The 18,265-nt window shown below is 53.9% G+C and carries 15 protein-coding genes; 12 read left to right on the forward strand and 3 right to left on the reverse strand.

All coding sequences use genetic code 11. The annotated features are described in order from the left end of the window. Positions 1-2: 2 nt before the first annotated feature. The 3 genes from AAC086_RS03020 to AAC086_RS03030 form a co-directional block, all read right to left on the reverse strand. Positions 3-1,340 carry an acyclic terpene utilization AtuA family protein gene (locus AAC086_RS03020; protein WP_339775118.1) on the reverse strand — a complete coding sequence of 446 codons (1,338 nt, stop codon included), beginning with the start codon at positions 1,338-1,340 and terminating at the stop codon, positions 3-5. Continuing rightward, the gene (locus tag AAC086_RS03025; protein ID WP_339775120.1) at positions 1,337-3,202 is read right to left on the reverse strand and encodes a TRAP transporter fused permease subunit; all 1,866 of its coding nucleotides are present in this window, start codon (positions 3,200-3,202) and stop codon (positions 1,337-1,339) included. Before AAC086_RS03025 ends, AAC086_RS03020 begins: the two co-directional genes overlap by 4 nt. 63 nt (positions 3,203-3,265) lie before the next feature. After that, complete coding sequence (locus AAC086_RS03030; protein ID WP_339775121.1) at positions 3,266-4,234, reverse strand: TAXI family TRAP transporter solute-binding subunit; 969 nt, start codon at positions 4,232-4,234, stop codon at positions 3,266-3,268. A 138-nt stretch (positions 4,235-4,372) separates the two neighbouring features. Between AAC086_RS03030 and AAC086_RS03035 the strand changes: the two genes are divergently transcribed. The 12 genes from AAC086_RS03035 to AAC086_RS03090 all read left to right on the forward strand — a co-directional run bounded on the left by AAC086_RS03035 (position 4,373) and on the right by AAC086_RS03090 (position 18,219). Further along, positions 4,373-5,302 carry a LysR family transcriptional regulator gene (locus tag AAC086_RS03035; RefSeq protein WP_339775123.1) on the forward strand — a complete coding sequence of 310 codons (930 nt, stop codon included), beginning with the start codon at positions 4,373-4,375 and terminating at the stop codon, positions 5,300-5,302. A gap of 234 nt (positions 5,303-5,536) precedes the next feature. Further along, on the forward strand, positions 5,537-6,526 hold the full coding sequence (gene dctP / locus AAC086_RS03040) for a TRAP transporter substrate-binding protein DctP (protein WP_339775125.1): 990 nt from the start codon (positions 5,537-5,539) through the stop codon (positions 6,524-6,526). 143 nt (positions 6,527-6,669) lie between these two features. Further along, the gene (locus AAC086_RS03045; protein ID WP_339775127.1) at positions 6,670-7,158 is read left to right on the forward strand and encodes a TRAP transporter small permease; all 489 of its coding nucleotides are present in this window, start codon (positions 6,670-6,672) and stop codon (positions 7,156-7,158) included. Then, the gene (locus tag AAC086_RS03050) at positions 7,155-8,585 is read left to right on the forward strand and encodes a TRAP transporter large permease (RefSeq protein ID WP_339775129.1); all 1,431 of its coding nucleotides are present in this window, start codon (positions 7,155-7,157) and stop codon (positions 8,583-8,585) included. The genes AAC086_RS03045 and AAC086_RS03050 overlap by 4 nt, the downstream gene beginning before the upstream one ends. Before the next feature lie 5 nt (positions 8,586-8,590). After that, complete coding sequence (locus AAC086_RS03055; protein WP_339775131.1) at positions 8,591-9,463, forward strand: isocitrate lyase/PEP mutase family protein; 873 nt, start codon at positions 8,591-8,593, stop codon at positions 9,461-9,463. Positions 9,464-9,648: 185 nt separating this feature from the next. Further along, positions 9,649-10,179 carry an RNA polymerase sigma factor gene (locus tag AAC086_RS03060; RefSeq protein ID WP_339775134.1) on the forward strand — a complete coding sequence of 177 codons (531 nt, stop codon included), beginning with the start codon at positions 9,649-9,651 and terminating at the stop codon, positions 10,177-10,179. Positions 10,180-10,459: 280 nt separating this feature from the next. After that, a complete protein-coding gene (locus tag AAC086_RS03065) occupies positions 10,460-11,419 on the forward strand; it encodes a FecR domain-containing protein (protein WP_339775136.1) in 960 nt (319 codons plus the stop codon). 168 nt (positions 11,420-11,587) lie between these two features. Then, positions 11,588-13,963 (forward strand): TonB-dependent receptor, encoded by a 2,376-nt coding sequence (locus AAC086_RS03070; protein ID WP_339775138.1) that lies wholly within the window; start codon positions 11,588-11,590, stop codon positions 13,961-13,963. 33 nt (positions 13,964-13,996) lie between these two features. Beyond that, positions 13,997-15,235 (forward strand): MFS transporter, encoded by a 1,239-nt coding sequence (locus AAC086_RS03075; RefSeq protein ID WP_339775507.1) that lies wholly within the window; start codon positions 13,997-13,999, stop codon positions 15,233-15,235. Further along, entirely contained in the window at positions 15,225-16,361 is a 1,137-nt protein-coding gene (locus AAC086_RS03080; RefSeq protein ID WP_339775141.1) for an ABC transporter substrate-binding protein, read from the forward strand. The genes AAC086_RS03075 and AAC086_RS03080 overlap by 11 nt, the downstream gene beginning before the upstream one ends. Beyond that, positions 16,358-17,425, forward strand: a complete 1,068-nt coding sequence (locus tag AAC086_RS03085) for an iron ABC transporter permease (RefSeq protein ID WP_339775144.1) — start codon at positions 16,358-16,360, stop codon at positions 17,423-17,425. The genes AAC086_RS03080 and AAC086_RS03085 overlap by 4 nt, the downstream gene beginning before the upstream one ends. Then, complete coding sequence (locus AAC086_RS03090) at positions 17,419-18,219, forward strand: ABC transporter ATP-binding protein (RefSeq protein ID WP_339775147.1); 801 nt, start codon at positions 17,419-17,421, stop codon at positions 18,217-18,219. The genes AAC086_RS03085 and AAC086_RS03090 overlap by 7 nt, the downstream gene beginning before the upstream one ends. The last annotated feature ends 46 nt before the right edge of the window (positions 18,220-18,265 follow it).

Below are 18,265 nucleotides of genomic sequence, written 5' to 3' on the forward strand. Positions count from 1 at the left end.
GGTTAAACCTCCAGCATGGTCACGGTAGGGGTGATCAGGGTTTCGTCAAGCAGGCCCGATACAATGCCAACAATTTGCCGGGCGGACCGGGTGACACCGCCACCCGCTGCCGGGCCGTTGAGATACAGGCTTTCAACTTCCTCGCCGATCCGCCGGGCGTCGGCCATTGACGATGTACGCGCGGTGAAGCGGGCGCGAATTTCAGGGATTTGGCTGATGTCGCCATTAAACGCCCCTAAAATGGCGTCAAGGCCGATCAAATCGCTGCGTATTTCCTGGCAATTGACCTTGGTGATGTCAAGGCGTTCGCGAACGATATCAAGGGCAAGGCGTCCGCGCGCAACGCACCTGGCCCCGGCATAGGATATTTGCCCTTCGCCAATAAATGAATCGACATAGCCAACCGATACCTTAAGCGTGCCTGTCCGCGCATGACCCGCCCCCCCGGTAATGGCAACACGGTCTGGTCCGGCCTGTTCAATCCTGACATTGGAAAAATCGGCAATGACATCGGGTTGCAGGTAACAGGCGGGATTGTGGACTTCGTAAAGCAATTGTTCGCTGCAGGTTGCGACGCTGACAATGCCGCCGGTAGCCGGCGTTTTGGTGATGATGGCATCGCCATTTTCCGACACTTCGGCCAAGGGAAAACCTAGCCGGGCAATATCGGGCACATCTTTAAACCCCGGATCGGCGAAATAACCACCGGTGATTTGCCCGCCACATTCCAGCAAATGGCCGACGAGCGTGCCGCAACCCAGTTTTTGCCAGTCATCCATCGACCAGCCAAACTGGTAAATTTGCGGGGCCAAAAACATGGCCGGGTCGGCCACACGCCCGGTTAAGACAATATCGGCCCCTTGTGCCAGGGCCTCAACAATGGGTCCGGCGCCGAGATAGGCATTGGCGGAAACAACTGGCTTGTTAAAGGCTGCCAGTGTGTCGCCGGTTTCCATCAAGATAAAACTGCTGGTATTTAGCTGGTCGTGAACATCATCGCCGCAGACCACGGCAATGCGCAGACCGGCCAAGCCCAGTTCGCGGGCAATTTCAAGCGTGCGTTGACCGGCCATAACCGGGTTTGCCGCCCCCATATTGGAAATGATCCGGGTTTTGTTGTGATAGCAAATCGGCAAAACCGCCCGCATTCGACGTTCCAGCAAGGGGTCATAGCCCGCGTGCGGATTGGCCATACGGGCCTGTTGGGCCAGAGCGATGGTGCGTTCGGCCAAACATTCAAAAACCAGATAATCAAGATTGCCATTTTGGGCCAGTTCAACGGCAGGTTCGATACGATCCCCGGCAAAACCCGCCCCGGTGCCAATGCGCAAAGTTTTCATAACCGGGCCTCCTGGCGTGGTTTATGGGCGCGGGACCAGTAATAACACCCCGCCAACATGGCAACCGCAATGATCGGGGCCAGCACAAACGACCAGATGGCAAGGGCGATGCAACCCAGCAAAATGGCGCGATCCAGCCAGATATGCCCCAACAGACGTTGTCCCCCCAGAAGGGCCGGAATGGCAAAAACCAGCACCAGCCCGGAGATGCAGGCATTGATGATTTCAAGGGCACCGCCACGCCCGGTCATACCGGGATAGATCAGCAGCAGGAACGGCACGATATAGGTAACAGCACCCAGACGAACCGCCTCGACCGCAGCGGGCAGCCAGTTGGTATTGGCAATGCCGGAGGCGACAAAAACCGCGACGCAGACCGGCGGGGTGATAACCGAAATGGTGGCGAAATAGAACACGAACAGATGGGCAGTTAACGGATCGACCCCGACATTGATCATGGCAGGGGCCAAAACAGCGGCGACCAGCACATAGGCCGCGGTTGTTGGCAGGCCCATGCCCATGATCAGGCAGACAAGGGCGACAATCAACGCAACAAGGATGATGGAATTACCGGCAATGGCAACAATCATGGAACTCAGCGATACGCCAATCCCGGTCATGTTGATCATGGAAACCAGAATTTGCGCTCCGGCCAGCAACACACCGATAATGACCATGCCCTTGCCCGCATCGGCAATGCCGTCTATCACGCGGCGGACCATTTCAGCCGTGGTGAGTTTGCCAAGCGATGTGCCGACAAAGGCGACGAGCAGGCCGACAATGCCGTAAAAGGCGGAGGTGGCAACCGAACGGCCCAGGAAAATACCAATGCCCAGCCCGGTAAGAGCCGCAATAATGGGCAGAACGCGGCGCCATTGCAAAATATGCGACCAGGCAGGCAGTTCATCATCAGGGACAAGACGCAAGCCGCGCCGCACCGAAATGATATGCACGGTGACAAAAACCGACAGATAAAACAGCAAGGCCGGGATGACCGCAGCGACCATGATATCGACATAGGAAATGCCCAGAATTTCGGCCATGACAAAGGCGGCAGCACCCATAATCGGCGGGGCGATTTGCCCGCCGGTGGAGGCAACGGCCTCGACCGCGGCGGCGAACGGTGCGGGGTAGCCCAGCCGTTTCATCATCGGGATGGTGAAGTTGCCGGTGGTGGCAACATTGGCAACAGCGGAACCCGAAATCATGCCAAACAAACCACTGGCGATGGTGGCGATTTTGGCCGCCCCACCGGGTTGGCGTCCGCCGATGCGCATGGCAAGATCCATAAAACTTTGCCCGCCGCCAGTATGGAGCAACAGCGCGCCAAACAGCACGAAAGCGGCAATGACCGTGGCAGCAACGCCGGTAAGCATACCCCAGATGCCCAGATCGCCGAGAAAAATGGTTTCGGTGACAAAGGCGCTGTCAAACCCGCGATGCCCCAGAATGCCGGGCAGGTTTTGCCCGAACAGGGCATAGGCAAGACCAATGACCACCAGCAATGGAAAGATAATGCCCACCGCCCGGCGACCAATTTCAAGAACCGAGACCACAAGGCAGGTTGTGAGCACCATGTCGTAAGGTGTCGCCCAGGGCAGGGTGGTCATGATTTTATCGTAATTGATAACGATGTAACCGCAAGCGGTGATCGTGAGGGCGGCAATGAGGATGTCAATCAACAGCCCCATTGGCCGCCATTTTGTGTCTTTGCCCAACGGATAAATCGCCAGACCAAGACAAACCACCAGGGCGAGGAAAATCGCACGCTGTATCAGACTTTCAAAAGGGCCGGATGCGGCAGTGTAAAAGACAAAGGCCCCCACAAGCACAGCAAGCCCGTTTTGCACACGCAATAGCACGGCGAATTTCCTCCCGGTTGGTCGTTATTTTTATTGTTCTGGGTCGTGGTACTTTAAGCGCGATCAGCTTTTGGCAGGGTCCAGACGGGCCGGAATGTCGTAACCATGTTCGCGGAACCATTTTGCCGCCCCGGGATGGAACGGGATGGTGCCATATTGCAGTGTCAGTTTTGCCAGATCGGCGCCTTTCACGCTGGCCATGGCTTCACCCTGAACGGTTTTATCGCTCATAATGGCATCAACAATTTTATAGGCGGCATCTTCGGACAGCTTCATGCCTGCCGCAACACCAACGCCGAAGCTCCAGGTGGAATAAGCCGGGATGTTGTTGGATGCATCTTCCGGAATATCGACCAAAGAAATATCGGGCATTTTTTCGCCCAGGATTTTCTTTTGATCATCGTTCAGGCTCAGAACCCGGATCGGGGTGAAGGTGGCAATATCGATGGTGGAACTATCGAGTTTTTCACCGGCACCGGATTTTACATACCCCGCCAGGCGGTTATCCTTGATCATGTCGACAATATCGGTGGTGGAACCACGAACATAATCAGCTGACAGGCCCAGGGCTTTAAAGACGGCTTCGGTGGTGCTTTCGGTGGCTGAACCCTTAATGCCGGGGTTAAAGCGCACATTGGCAAGGTCTGACAGGGTTTTAACGCCGGAATCCTGGCGGACAATAACGTTTTGCGGCGCACCGGTATAAACCCACAACAACCCGATATCGAGCGGATGACCTTCAAATTTGTTGGTCCCGGCCCTGGCGTGCTGGGCCACATTGGTGGTGACAAGGCCAAGGTCGATCTGGTTGCGTTCAATGCGACGCAAATTATCCATCGTGGCACCGGTTTCAACAACCGATGCTTCCAACCCGTCCGCCTTCTCGTTGATCAGTTTGGAAACCGCAACGAAATAACCATAGTGGCTGGACGAGGCAGAGGTGGAGCCAATAAGAAGTTTTTGCTGGGCCATGGCCGGAAAAGACAGGCCAATGGCCAGCGCACCCGCAAGTGCCAGTGATTTGAATTTCATAGCTAATCCTCCCTAATGCCCGTCTGGCGGGCTTTTTCTGTTTATTACGACAGATTATTGGTTTTGTTTTTCGTAACGTTCAAAAGTGTGCCTGATAAGTTTTGTTGCTTGAAGTGAAAAAAACGACATAATTAATGCATGAAACGCATTAATGTTGATATTGACGACATGCGGGCCTTTCGCGCCCTGGTCGAAACCGGCAGCTTTCGCACGGCTGCCGAAGATATTGGTGTATCGCCATCGGCTTTAAGCCGCCAGATTACGCGCCTGGAAAGCCGGGTGGGCAGCCGCCTGTTTGACCGCGATACCCGCAATGTGGCGTTAACCCCGCAAGGGCAGGTATTTTTACGGCTGGCCGAGCGGATTTTAAACACCACCGAAAATGCCATGGTCGAATTCAAGGCCTATCAGGCAGCGCGGCGGGGCCGGCTCACCATTGCCGGGTTGCCGTCGGTGACGGCGGGGTTATTGCCCAAACTGGTACAGCAATTTCTAGATGCCCATCCCGATGTGGATGTACAGATTAATGATGTGCTTTCCAACGGGATCATTCGTGAAGTTGAACTGGGCGAGGCCGACCTTGGCTTTACCGCCGGTGCGGTCGAGGTTTCGGAACGTTTGTCGTTCCAAAAACTGTTAACTGACCGTTTTGTCGCCGTGGGGGCACCGGGCGGGCCACTGGATGAACGCCGGACATATGGCTGGCATGAACTGGTGTGCTTACCCTTTGTCGCGATGGCAAAGGGCACCAGTGTGCGAACATTGACCGATGCTGCCTGCGCCCAGCAAGGATTGCTGTTTCGGCCCCGATTTGAAGTATCGCACCTGGCAACAGCAGGGGCATTTGTATCGCAAGGGTTGGGGGTGACGGCATTGCCTGCCCTGACCTTGCCGGTTTTAGGGCGCGAGCCTCTGATTTTTCGGCCCTTGGGGCAACCGGAATTGTTGCGCGATATTGGCCTTATCTGGCGGTCGGGGCGCACATTATCACCTGCGGCCGTCGCATTTTTGGAACTGGTGCGCAAAACCAACCTGGCCGCACAGATCCCGGACCCGTTTGCGAACTAGGCAATTTTACAAAATAACAAATCACAACCGTATTTATATGGTTATCCGATGCGACTCTTTTGCAGTCGGCCCGATTAATGCGTTTTCGGTGCAGTGCATTGTTCAATCATAAGTGCAACAAATTAGTAAAATTTGGCGAAAGGTCGAAAAGGTGTTGAACAAAAGGGGGGATTTGGACCATCTTCGCGCAGGATTGGAATTGATTGTAATTAAAAAACTCAGAGGGCGTTCATTATGAAAAAAATTGCCGTGATCGCAGCCTTGATGGCCGCGATAGGGGTTGGCGGTGCGGCACAGGCCGCCGATGTTACGTTGCGGATTGCATCGCAGCTTCCGCCCAAAAGCCATATTGTTCAGAATCTTGAGCTGTTTAAAAAAGAAGTTGAAGAAAAATCGAACGGCGATATTTCCGTAGAGATTTATGATTCAGCGACCCTTTATAAAGACAAGGAAATTCCCAGCGCGGTTGGGTCAGGCTCCATCGAAATGGGATCGGCCTCGTTGACCCGCTATGCCGGTGATGTGCCTGCTGTTGATGTTTTCTATCAGCCGTTCCTGATCGATTCCGATGCCAAGGTACGCGCGGCTGTTAGCCCTGGGTCGCCGGTGCGCGGCCCGCTTGATAACGCCATTGCCGATACCGGATCGACGGTTTTGTGGTGGCAGGCATATGGCGGCACCGTGATGCTGTCCAAGGGGGCGCCGATCCACATACCTAAAGACCTTGAAGGTAAAAAAGTACGCGTATTTGGCAAATCGCTGGGCCAGTTTGTGGAAGCGGCCAAAGGCGCGCCGACGCTTATTTCCGGTTCGGAACAGTATCTGGCCTATCAGCGCGGCACGGTTGATGTCGGCATGACCGGTATTTCGGGTGTGAAATCGCGGAAATTGTGGGAAGTGATGGACACGGTTACCGTTACCAACATGGCCGATGTCGAGTTTCTGGTCATGATCAATACCGATTTCTGGAAGGGCCTGACCGAAGACCAGCGTGGTATTATTACCGCTGCGGCCCGGGATGCCGAAAAGGACGTTCGCGACCGTATGAGCGCGATTGAAGCCGAGGCTTTCAAGGAATCGGAAGCCGCCGGAATGACGATTTACACCCCGACCGACGAAGAAGTGAAACAGTGGCGTGCCGTTTCCCAGCCGGTATATGATTCCTTCCTGAAAGATGCCGGGCCGCTGGGCAAGGAAGTTTTTGACGCCGCGAAGAAACTTTAGGCATCTGTCATTCTTTTGAATGATGACGAGGGGAGCACCGCCGCCACCATCAGGATGGCGGTGTTCCTGTCTGTTATTATCTGTTTTTAGCATATGAAAGGTGAGGGTGCCGACATTGGCCACCCGTCACGCGTTGTCCCACGATGTATAATCGATTTATTGTTTTGCTGGCCTGGATCGGTGCGCTGCTGTTTGTGGCGTCGGGTTTCATGCTGAGCTGGGAAGTGGTTGCCCGATATTTCTTTGTCAAGCCAACCATCTGGGCGGCCGAGCTATCGCAGCTTTGCCTGATTTGGGGCGCACTTATCGGGATGCCGTGGGCACTGGCAGCACGCCGCCATATTGCAGTTGATGCCATAACCCGGCTTTGTAGCCCGACAATGCAACGGGTGCTGGAAATTCTGGCGATGATCATTATTGCGCTTTTTTCGGTTATGGTGGCGTGGAAGGGCTTTGGCATTTTCTTTGAAAGTCTGGAGCGCGGACGCACAACCGGGTCGATGCTGGATTTGCCGACCTGGATTTCCGAATTGCCGGTTTTTGTTGGCTTTACCTTGCTGGGTATTCAGGCGGTGATCGAAATTGTGAATGTCCTGCGGGGCAGGGAAATTCCGCAAGGGGCGCACGAATGACCATTATTCTAACGCTGATTGCGCTTTTTGCCATTTTACTGATCCGGGTGCCCGTGGCGTTTGCCCTGGGCAGTTTGGGTCTGGCGATGTTGATGCTGGGCGGTTTTTCGCCCTTGATGGCCCCCCAGGCCATTTTATCAACGCTGGATGGGTTTATCCTGCTGGCTGTGCCGTTGTTTCTGCTGATGTCCAACGTTTTATTGCAGGCCGGGGTGGGCAAGGACCTGTTTGCCGCCGTAAGCGCCTGGGTCGGACATTGGCCGGGCGGGCTGGCTGTGGCGACGATTTTATCGTGCGGCGTGTTTGCTGCCATTTCCGGGTCATCGGTGGCAACGGCGGCGACCATTGGCACGGTGGCGATCCCCGAAATGATCAACCGTGGCTATAACAAGCGGTTTGTTTACGGATTGCTGGCTGCTGGCGGCACGCTGGGCATTTTGATCCCGCCGTCCATTCCGTTGATTATTTACGGGTTTGTCACTGAAGAATCAGTGATTTCGCTGTTTTTGGCCGGGATTGGCCCGGGCATTGCCCTGCTGGTGCTGTTTATCATTTTTTCGATGATTTATGCCCGTTTTGGCGGGCAAACACCGGAGCCGAAAAAAAGCTGGAACGAACGCTGGAGCGCAACATTCAAGGCCTTTCCGGCGATTTTGCTGGCGGTTTTGATCATTGCCGGCATTTACGGCGGGGCCTTTACCCCGACCGAGGCCGCCGCAATTGGTTTTTCGGCGTCCCTCGCAATTACCGTGCCGGTTTTGCGCCTGCCTGCGACGATGCTGGTGGCAGATGCGGTCTATTATCTGGTTTTTGGCGGGCAGGGGCCGGTTATTGGCTACTTTATCGTACCGGTGCTGGTTTTTGGCTTGTTTCGTGCCTTTGGCGGGCTGACCACCCGCATGAATATCCGCGTGACGATGCCTGCGCTTAACTGGGATGGCATTAAACGGGCCGCCTTTGAAAGCATGGCGACCACGGTTGCGGTGATCCTGATCATTGCCGGGGCCAAAGTATTTGGCAAGGCGATTACCCTGTATCGTATACCGCAGGATATTTCGGTTTTGATCAGCCACAATGTCGATACACAGTTGGGCTTTGTGCTGGTGGTATCGGTTGTGTTGCTGTTGATGGGGCTGGTGTTTGAAGCCCTGTCGATGGTGCTGATCATGACGCCGGTATTGTTGCCTGCGGCAGTGGCCCTTGGCATCGATCCGATCTGGTTTGGTGTTTATATGGTGGTCATGGTGGAATGCGCGCTGATTACACCACCTGTTGGCATGAATTTGTATGTAATCCAGTCGGTGGCAAAAACAGCCTTGGGCGAGGTCTCAAAAGGGGTGTTTCCGTTCATCCTGTTGATGTTTTTTACCGCCTTCCTTTTGTATGTGTGGCCGGATCTGGCCCTGTATATTCCGTTTAAAATGTGATGAAAATGACACCAGCAGATACCCTGCGGGCAATGCTTGCCCGCGATGAACTGATTACCATGCCGTGCTGCTTTGATGCGCTTTCGGCCAAACTGATTGAACAGGAAGGCTTTGGTCTGACATTTATGTCCGGCTTTTCGACCGCAGCGGCGCGAATTGGCGCACCTGACCTTGGATTGATGTCCTATGGCGAAGTGCTGGACCAGGCGCGCAATATTACCGATGCGGTTTCGATTCCCGTGATTGGCGATGGCGATACCGGTTATGGCAATGCCATGAATGTGAAGCGCACGGTGCGCGGCTTTGCCAAGGCCGGTTGTGCTGCCATCATGATTGAAGACCAGGTAGCCCCCAAACGGTGCGGGCATACTAAAGGCAAGGAAGTGGTGGGGCGCGACGAAGCGTTTGATCGCATTCGGGCCGCGGTTGATGCACGAGACGCCGGGGCCGATATTCTGATTTTGGCGCGCACCGATGCCCGCCATGAATATGGCTTGAGCGAAGCCATTGACCGGGCCGCGAAATTTGCCGAACTGGGCGCAGATATATTGTTTGTAGAAGCCCCCAAATCGGTTGATGAAATGCGAACGATTTGCGATGCCCTGCCGGGGGCTAAAATGGCAAATATTCTGGAAGGCGGTGAAACACCGGATTTATCCCCTGCCGAGCTTCAGGAAATTGGCTTTAAAATTGCCGCTTATCCGCTGTCTTTGATGGCGGCGGCGATGAAGGCGATGGTTGATACCCTGCAATTGTTAAAAGCTGGATCACCACGCGACCAGATGTTGATGAAATGGCCTGAATTGCGCCAGCGGATCGGTTTTGATGCGTATTATGAACAATCAGAACGCTATGCCTCGTCGCGCCGCGATAAATAAAGTTCGGTCAATTTTTTCGATAAGCCCCGTATGACAAATAGTTGCGGGGCTTTTTGTGTGCAGCACGTGAAGGTATGCGCGATATTTGGCAGGGGCCAAATTTGCATGATATTGATATTTGCAAGTGATTATCATTACTGATATTGTCCGGTCCGGATTGGATTGGTTTATGCCCTGGGTTTAAAATGAAACTGGCGATATCGTTCTGGCGCAAAAACCTTGCGCGGCTGTTTGAAGACCATCGCCGCCAACTGGTATCGATGGCGGTGCGACGGGTGCGTGACCGAGACGTTGCCGCAGAGCTGGTGCAGGATGTTTATGTGCGCCTGATGCAGGCAGGCAGTGCCGGTGCCAATGACGCCGACACCAAAATGTTATATGCGTCGGTTCGTAATGCCGTGATTGACCATCATCGCAGTACGGCGACACGCAACCGGGTTATGGACCATTTAATGCCCAGTCAGATGTGGGTACATGAAACAAGTTCACCGCAGGACCATGCCGAGGCACGTCAGGCGTTAACCGCGCTTGATACCGCATTGCAAGAAATTGCACCTCAGGCCCGCGACATGTTTATTGCGCATCGGGTTGAGGGCATTTCCAACGCCGACCTTGCCAAAAAATATGGCATTACCGTGAGTGCCGTTGAAAAACAACTGGCGCGCACCATGCGCCATTGCCAGGAAAAACTGGCAGACCATCTCGATCGGTCCTGATAGCAAATCTGGTTGATCAGAACCGACCAGCGAGGCCTTTAATCGGCGGTCGGGCTTGACAAACCCTTGCCAGTCGCTTCAGAGGCCGCGCGGCATCGTTGCGCCCAACCTGTTATCGCTCGGGTGGTTTTATAGAAACCGGGGCGAAGATGTTTTTCGGTCAGTTCTTATTGCATGGATGCGGTTATTTTCTCGTCATTCGTTTTCGGTTATAGAAGAACAATCGGAAATAGGCCTCTCAGGCTATGACCGGTTTTAGTGCTGTTTAACCCGGAAGCCCATGCGAAACAATTACCAACCCAGTGAAGACCAAAAGGATGAAGCCGCACTTTGGCATGCCAAACGTGCCGGTGGGTCCATGTCTGCACAGGATGAAGCCGATTTTGACGCATGGATGAATGCCGATAAAACCAATCGGCTTGCATTTGACCAGATGCGGGTTTTGTGGGCCCGGATCGAACAACCGGCACAACGCGCGGCACAAAACCGTAAACGGTTTGGTTTATCGGGTTTGAAGCGCGGTTTTACAGTACGGCGATCCCTTGCGGGCATGGCCGCCATGGCGATGATGTGCGGACTGATTTGGGCCGCCAACCCGGACCTGATCGTGAATTGGCAGGCCGATATTGTTGCCACAACAAACGACGTTACCAAAGTAACCTTGCCAGATGGATCAACAGCTTTTCTCGGCGCGAACAGTGCCCTGACCACAGATTTCATCGGAAATCATCGCGAGGTTGGCCTTTTGCGCGGGCAGGTGTTGTTTGACGTCGTTCATCGCGATGGCGATGCCTTTCGTGTGCACACACCCGATACCGACATCGAAGTGGTTGGAACGCGGTTTAACGTCGATCGTTTGCACGACAAAACAATTGTGACGGTTGAACGCGGGGCGGTGCGTGTTACCAACGAAAAAGACACGCGCGGCGTGCTGCTAGGCCCGGACCAACAGGCACGCAGCGACGGCACCCGGGTGGCGATGCGTGACCATGTTGATAGTGCCCTGGCCCTGTCATGGATGGAAGGACGATTAAGCGTGCAAAACAGCCGTGTCAGTGATGTTGTGGCAAAGCTGCAAAATTACAGCACAGCCCGTTTAATTGTATTGGGGGATGTCGCCAATAGCCGGGTTTCTGGCAGCTTTCCGACCCGTGATGTCGGGGGCTCCCTAAAAACAGTGGCGGATGCCGTTGGGGCAAAAGTGATCAAAACATCGCCCTGGATCACTCTTTTATATTGAGATTGCGAAAAATTCGCAAAAAGTGACTTTTCGATGTGAGGGTTTGCAAGCCCCGTTCGTTTGTCTTGTTAGAAGCAGGGGATCTGCTTGGGAAGACAGATATTGAGGAGTGGGAAATTGCGATCTGCACAAGAAACAAAAAAATCACGTTCCGTTATAGCAGCACTGTTGATATCAAGCGCGCTGGTCATTCCTGTGCTGGTCGCACCGGTCCAGGCCGATGCCCGGCAACAGGGGCAAACAGCCACCTATCATTTCGATATTACAGCACAGTCACTGGCAGGGGGAATTGCCGGGATCGGTGCGGCATCAGGCTGGCGTATTGCTTATACGATTGACCTGCCCGCAATTGAAAATGTGCGGATCATTCGCGGTGATTTGAGCGTTCCGGCAGCAGTGGAGGCTTTGTTAAAGGGCACCGGCCTTGGCTATCGCTTGACCGGTGAAAATGCCTTGATCCTGATTGATCCCGCTGAAGGGGCGGGGCAAGGCGATGGTGCCATGCTGGACCCGATCCGGGTGGAAGCCGATGCACAAACAACCGATCTGCCGCCCGTTTATGCCGGAGGGCAGGTAGCAACAGGCGGCCAGATGGGCCTGCTGGGCAATACCGATATCATGGACGCACCGGTGAGCATCACCAGCTATACCAGTGAAAAAATTGCCGATCAGCAAGCAACAACTATTGCGGACGTTTTAAAAAATGATCCGTCAGTCCGCACGCTAAGCAGCAGTGGCGGGATGCTCGATGCTTACTCCATTCGCGGATTTGCCATAAATACGGGTAATTCGGGTGAAGTTGCCTTTAACGGATCGTATGGGGTGGCACCAACATATCGGGCGTTGTCGGGCTTTGCCGAACGCATAGAAGTGCTGAAAGGCCCGGCAGCCTTGTTAAACGGCATGGCCCCCAATAGCGGTGTTGGCGGTGTGATCAACATTGTGCCCAAGCGCGCGGGTGACACCGATTTAAACCGGGTAACGGCGGATTATGGGCCAGGTGAGCAGGCAGGGGGACGTGTTGATTTCAGCCGTCGATACGGCGAGAATAAAGAATTTGGTGTCCGGTTTAATGGTGGTTACCAGGGCGGTGATACGGCATTGGATCATCAACACCGCGAAAGTACACTCGGGGCCCTGGCACTGGATTACCGGGGCGATGATTTTCGCGCCACACTGGACCTGATTGATCAGCGCGAAGATTTAAATGCGCCCTCACGGGAATTTTTGGTCGCCAGCGGCATTGCCATGCCCGGCGCGCCCGATGGCACCAAAAATGTAAGTCATGCCTGGGAATGGTCCGAAGCAGTTGATCAATCTGCCGCCGCCGGTGCGGAATATGATGTGAATGACGATATCACCCTGTTTGGTCATGTCGGCGGGGGCAAAACCCAGGTTGATCGCTTGTTCGGGTACCCGAAGATTCAGAATTCCGCCGGGGATACACTCGATAGTGTATCCTATATGAAATTCCAGACCGAACGGTGGTCCGCCGATGGTGGGGTTCGCAGCAGGTTTGAAACCGGTGCCATTGACCATAGCGCGACATTTCAGGTCAGCCGGTATCAGGATATTTTCCGCCGCGGGGCGGTTTATGACAATACCAGCCTGGCATCCAACATTTACGCACCGCTGGCAAACCCTGCTGTCAGCGTCAGCGCGCCATCCTCAAAACCGAAATTATCGGAATCCTCGCTGACCGGCATTGCCCTTGCCGATACCATGGGCGTGTTAAATGACCGGGTGTTACTAACCCTTGGCGCACGGCATCAGCGCGTTGAATCGGACAATTACACATCCGGTGTGGTTTCATCATCTTATGACGAAAGCAAAATTACGCCGATGGTGGGTGTGGTGGTCAAGCCATGGGAACATGTCTCGCTTTATGCCAACTATATTGAAGGGCTTAGCAAAGGTGACATCGCACCAAACACGGCATCAAATGCCGGTGAAGCGATGGCGCCCTATGTTGCCAAACAATATGAAACCGGTGTGAAGCTGGATTTCGGCACCATTGGCGGCAGTTTGTCAGCCTTCCAGATTACCAAGCCATCGGGCCAGACAACCAACAACGTCTATAACAGCGATGCCGAACAACGAAACCGCGGGTTAGAGCTTAGCCTGTTTGGCCAGGTTACCGAGGATGTTCGTCTGTTGGGCGGCATCATGTTGCTTGATGCGGAACTGACCAAAAGCAGCACAGCGGCGAACAAAGGTAATCGCCCGGTTGGTGTGCCGGAATTGCAGGCCAATTTGACCGCCGAATGGGATACGCCTTTTGTTGACGGACTTACGCTTAGCAGCACGGTAACGCACACATCGAGCCAATATATCGACAGTGCGAACACACAGGAAATTCCCGACTGGACCACGCTTGACCTTGGCGTGCGTTATAAAACCGTTGTTTCACAAACACCGATTACGGTGCGCGCCACCGTGCAGAATGTTACCAATGAACATTATTGGTCCAGTGTGAACAGCTATAGCATGGTGGCACTTGGCGCGCCGCGCACGGCATTGCTTTCCATCACTGCGGATTTTTAACCGGTCCCATACAGGATGATTTTCAAACCTGATATGTGGCCCTCGGTGCGATGGCAAATACATGTGTTATTTGCCATCCAGCTGACATCAATGGGGGCGATGGAAATGAGCGGGCCTTTTTGGCCCGTTCACTTGCGTTCACTTGCCACATCCGACAGCCAGTTTATCTTTGCCAGTATCGCGGTTTATATCGGCCCGATGCTGGGCATTATGCTGACCAGTACATTCTGGGGGCGGCTGGGTGACCGTTATGGCCATAAAGCCATGATGATGCGGGCATTGTTTGGTCTGGCGGCAACGCAATTTGCCCTGGCTTATGCCAATGATGTGTCAGCCATTCTGGCTCTAAGGTTTTTACAAGGGGCGTGTGCGGGCTTCATCGCCCCCGCCCAGGCTTATGGTGTTAGCATCGAAGCCCCGGCGCGCCGGGCAAAACTGTTTGCCTATTTGCAGGTTTCAACCAATTTGGGGTCGCTTGCGGGTGCCGTGATTGGTGGCGTTATCCTTGATCATGCCGCGTTTTTCTGGATCAATTTTTCTGCGGCCCTGATGTGTCTGGCCTGCCTGGCGGCTGTTTGGCAAATTTTGCCTGCGGTTGCCCCACAATATGCAAAAATCGATGCAAAGGCGCAAAAAACTGCCCTGTCTGCCGACGCACGGACAAGAAGCGTTTTAAAATCACCCCAAATTTTATCGCTTTTGGTAATTTTGGGCCTGCTATTGCTGTCGCGCATGGTGACCCAATCGCCATTTTCGATCTATATGCTGTCGATTTTTCAGGTTGAAAACTGGCTTGTCGGTTTTTGTTATGGCTTGCTGGCATTGGGTTTTGTCGTCTCGGCATCCCTATGGGCGCGGTATTTTGAAGGCCGAAACAGGCAAGCGGTTTTAACCCGGTTAAGTTTGGTGATTGCCGGTTGCATTCTGGTAACAGTATTGGCGGGGCTAACCCGGTCTATTGCGGTTTTTGCCAGCCTGTATTTCGCTTGGGGGGTGTTGCTGGGTGCGACGACCCCGGTTTTAACCACCCTGATATCGCGCGCAACACCCCACGACCGACAGGGGCACATTTTGGGCTTCACACAAAGCCTGTCGCAATTTTCGTCCATTGGCGGCATTGCCATTGGGGGCTGGTTTGCCCAGGTGGCAGGATTTTCAAACTTGTATTTTCTAGTGGCAGTTTTTTACGCCCTTGGTCTGGCAGTAACCCTACTGGCACGGGCTAAGGCTACCATAACAGACCCAGGGCAGGAGGCGATACATGATCGTTAAATTAACCAAGTGCCTGATCGTTACGGCAGGTTTTATGCTGACCGGCGCAGGCATGGTATGTGCCAGGCCGATCACCATCACCGATATTGCCGGGCGCACGATGACGGTTGATGCACCGGTACAACGGGTTGTGCTGGGAGAAGGACGGCAGCTTTATATTATTGCCGCACTGGACCGTGAAAACCCGGCCAAACGCATTGTTGGCTGGCGCAACGACATGATCGAGGCCGACCCGGCAACCTATCGACAATATCGCGAGAAATTTCCGGCGTTTGACAAAATACCAACCTTTTCCGGGCTTGAACAAAGCCTGATCGATATCGAAACCACCATCGCACAAAAGCCGGATGTGGTTTTTCTAAACCTTGAAACGCAAAAGGCGGTTGAAGAAGCCCGCTATGTTGAAAAACTGGGCGCATTGGGTATTCCTGTGGTTTATGTCGATTTTCGCCATGACCCGGAAAAAAACACCAACACCTCCATTCGCCTGTTTGGCGAATTATTTGGCCAACAAAAACGGGCCGAGGCCTTTATTGCCTTCCGGACAGCACAGATCCGCCGTGTGACGGACAGATTAGCGTCAGGCGCAGTCACCCGGCCCAAGGTGTTTATCGACCGCGCAGGTGGCTTTTATGACGATTGCTGCCATTCGTTTGGCAATGGCAATTTCGGGGCCCTGGTTGATATGGCGGGCGGGCATAATATTGGCGGTGATATTATTCCGGGCACATTTGGCCAGCTAAATGCCGAACAGGTGCTGGTCTCGAACCCGGACCACGTGATTGTCACCAGTGCGAACTGGGAAGCCTATGTTCCCGGCGGGCACTGGGTACCCGTCGGGCCGGGGGCCAATCGGGATGAGGTGCAAAAAAAGCTGGCTTTTTATCCAACCCGCCCCGCCTATCGCGGGATTAATGCGCAAAAACAGCATGGTTTTCATGCCATCTGGCATCAGTTTTACAACAGCCCCTATCAATTTGTTGCCCTTCAGCAACTGGCGAAATGGTTTCACCCCGACCTGTTTACCGACATTGATGCCGATGAAACATTCCGTGTGCTGCATGAACGATTTTTGCCGATTGAGTATCAACCGGGATATTTCGCCACCTTGCAGGTTTCACCATGACCGGGATGAAAACATGGGCAACGGGCATGGTTGGCGGCGGCAATTATCGCAAATCGGTGCGTCGGCGGGTGTGGTTGCTGGCCGGTCTGGGTATGTTGCTGTTTATATCAATATGCCTGGATTTATCGCTGGGACCAGCGCGGTTTGCCCTGGCCGATGTGATCCGTGCCGTTATCACGCCATCGGATGTTTCAGACCAGCTTGCCGTGGTGATATGGGATATTCGGATGCCCATTGCGGCAATGGCGGTTGTTGTCGGGGCGGCATTGGCAATTGCCGGTGCCCAGATGCAAACCATATTGAACAATCCGCTCGCCAGCCCCTTTACACTGGGCATTTCAGCCGCAGCCAGTTTTGGTGCGGCCCTGGTATTGGCATTCGGGGTGTCGGTATTGCCGGTTGCCAGCGCCTTTATGGTGCCGCTAAACGCATTTTTCATGGCGATGCTGGCGGCTTTGCTGATCCATGTTTTAAGTATGCGCCAGGGTGTAAGTGTACAAACCATCGTGCTGTTGGGCATCGCACTGGTGTTCAGTTTTAACGCCTTATTGGCACTGGTGCAGTTTTTGGCATCGGCCGAGGCGCTAAGCGCGGTTGTATTCTGGACCATGGGCAGCCTGACCAAGGCAACATGGCCGAAATTTTTTGTCACATCGGGTTTGCTGATTGTCATTTTGCCGTTTTTTGTGCGTCGGGCATGGGCCTTAACCGCCATGCGGCTGGGCGATGACAAGGCCGCCAGTTTTGGCGTTAATGTTGGGCGATTGCGACTTGAAACCTTGTTATTGGTCAGTCTGTTATCGGCCATTCCGGTGGCGTTTGTCGGCACAATTGGCTTTGTTGGCCTGGTTGGGCCACATATTGCACGCCTGATGATTGGCGAAGACCAACGGTTTTTCCTGCCCGCATCGGCATTGTCGGGTGCGTTGTTATTATCGGTCAGTTCGGTTGCCAGTAAAATGGTCATTCCTGGCGCAATATTGCCGATTGGTATTGTCACGTCCCTGGTGGGCATTCCGTTCTTTATTTCCCTTATTCTGTCGAATTCAAAAAAATCATGGTGACATTGCAACTACATCAACTGGGCGCGACAATTGGCAAACGCACCATACTGGCCGATATTTCGGCAGGACCGTTTCGGGGTGGGGATGTTATCGCCGTAATTGGCCCCAATGCCGCAGGGAAATCGACGCTGTTTAAACGCATTGCCGGTTTGACGGCAGGGGCGGGCACGGTAGAACACGCCATTGAAAATGAAACGGGCAGCCAAACTGCCACCCCACCGGCCAGCAGCATTTGTTATATGCCGCAAAACCTGGCCGCGAATGCGGTTTTATCGGTTTACGAAGCGGTTTTGCTGGCCCGCAAACAAGGGGCGTCGTGGCGGGTTAGTGACGATGATATTGCAATTGTCGATGCAACACTGGCGGCCCTTGGCATCCTTGAGTTATCGGAACGCAATATTGGCGCGTTAAGTGGCGGTCAGCAGCAACTGGTCGGGATTTCGCAGGCACTGGTGCGTGAACCTGATATTTTGCTGATGGACGAGCCAACATCGGCATTGGACCTGTCGCGCAGCCTTGAAGTGCTGGAGTTTGTGCGCGATTTGGCCAAACAGCAGGGCATGATCATTTTCATCGCCATCCATGATTTGAACCATGTTTTACGCTATGCCGATAAAACCATGATCATTGCCAATGGCCGGCTGGTGGCCAGCGGAGATAGCCATGATGTGATCACCAACGATATGCTGGCGGATGTTTATGGTGTGCGCGCACGGCTTGAAGAATGCCGGTTGGGTATTCGCCATGTGATGGTCGACGGCACGTTGAAATCGCGGATTGGATTTCAGAAATAATTTTAAATAGGGCAGGCGACGGCTTGGGGTTTAAGACCTGTCGCCT

Origin of the sequence: uncultured Thalassospira sp. (genome assembly GCF_963976115.1) — a bacterium.
In the GTDB taxonomy this organism is placed as follows: Bacteria; Pseudomonadota; Alphaproteobacteria; order Rhodospirillales; family Thalassospiraceae; genus Thalassospira.

Coding starts and splice junctions, on each gene's coding strand:
- AAC086_RS03020 (WP_339775118.1), bottom strand. CDS start 1,340: ATGAAAACTTTGCGCATTGGCACCGGGGCGGGTTTTGCCGGGGATCGT.
- AAC086_RS03030 (WP_339775121.1), bottom strand. CDS start 4,234: ATGAAATTCAAATCACTGGCACTTGCGGGTGCGCTGGCCATTGGCCTG.
- AAC086_RS03035 (WP_339775123.1), top strand. CDS start 4,373: ATGAAACGCATTAATGTTGATATTGACGACATGCGGGCCTTTCGCGCC.
- dctP (WP_339775125.1), top strand. CDS start 5,537: ATGAAAAAAATTGCCGTGATCGCAGCCTTGATGGCCGCGATAGGGGTT.
- AAC086_RS03045 (WP_339775127.1), top strand. CDS start 6,670: ATGTATAATCGATTTATTGTTTTGCTGGCCTGGATCGGTGCGCTGCTG.
- AAC086_RS03050 (WP_339775129.1), top strand. CDS start 7,155: ATGACCATTATTCTAACGCTGATTGCGCTTTTTGCCATTTTACTGATC.
- AAC086_RS03055 (WP_339775131.1), top strand. CDS start 8,591: ATGACACCAGCAGATACCCTGCGGGCAATGCTTGCCCGCGATGAACTG.
- AAC086_RS03060 (WP_339775134.1), top strand. CDS start 9,649: ATGAAACTGGCGATATCGTTCTGGCGCAAAAACCTTGCGCGGCTGTTT.
- AAC086_RS03065 (WP_339775136.1), top strand. CDS start 10,460: ATGCGAAACAATTACCAACCCAGTGAAGACCAAAAGGATGAAGCCGCA.
- AAC086_RS03075 (WP_339775507.1), top strand. CDS start 13,997: ATGTGGCCCTCGGTGCGATGGCAAATACATGTGTTATTTGCCATCCAG.
- AAC086_RS03080 (WP_339775141.1), top strand. CDS start 15,225: ATGATCGTTAAATTAACCAAGTGCCTGATCGTTACGGCAGGTTTTATG.
- AAC086_RS03085 (WP_339775144.1), top strand. CDS start 16,358: ATGACCGGGATGAAAACATGGGCAACGGGCATGGTTGGCGGCGGCAAT.
- AAC086_RS03090 (WP_339775147.1), top strand. CDS start 17,419: ATGGTGACATTGCAACTACATCAACTGGGCGCGACAATTGGCAAACGC.